The 399-nt window shown below is 51.9% G+C and carries 1 protein-coding gene; it reads right to left on the bottom strand.

Annotated features, from left to right (window positions below; genetic code table 11):
• On the bottom strand, window positions 1–332 hold a 332-nt coding region (locus tag HZ297_RS11895; RefSeq protein WP_178863983.1), incomplete at its 3' end, for a twin-arginine translocation signal domain-containing protein.
• Between the last annotated feature and the right edge of the window lie 67 nt (window positions 333–399).

The raw sequence follows: 399 nt of genomic DNA, 5'->3' as shown, positions 1-399 counted from the left end.
ACATAGGTATCTTCGCCTCGACCTTTCGCCGGTTGCAGTGGATTATCGAGATAGCTTTTTCTCACCATCGGATGCTGAATACGCGCCGTGGTGTGTACCTGATCCGCCGCCGTAGACTGTAAGGAGTTCGGTATGGTTTTCGCCAGCGCGCCTGTCGAAGAAACAATCTTGCCGTCCTTCACTTCTACGTTCATCGCTCCCCAGCGTCCCGCGGTGAGGATTTTACCGCCCTTCTCTTCTGCCCATGCGGGTAGCGGTGCTGCCGATGTAACCACCAGCGCTCCAGCGGCAATACCGCTGTGTTTAATAAATTCACGTCTTGTTAATGTCATAACTTCCTCCCTGATCAACGAGGATCACTGTTTCTCGGTAATATCTTTGGCGTTGTACTGGAAATAC

The organism is Thiomicrorhabdus cannonii, assembly GCF_013391695.1.
GTDB classification, from domain to species: domain Bacteria; phylum Pseudomonadota; class Gammaproteobacteria; order Thiomicrospirales; family Thiomicrospiraceae; genus Thiomicrorhabdus; species Thiomicrorhabdus cannonii.
Note: the sequence above shows the minus strand (reverse complement) of the source record. Positions and strands in the feature narration are given on the sequence as shown.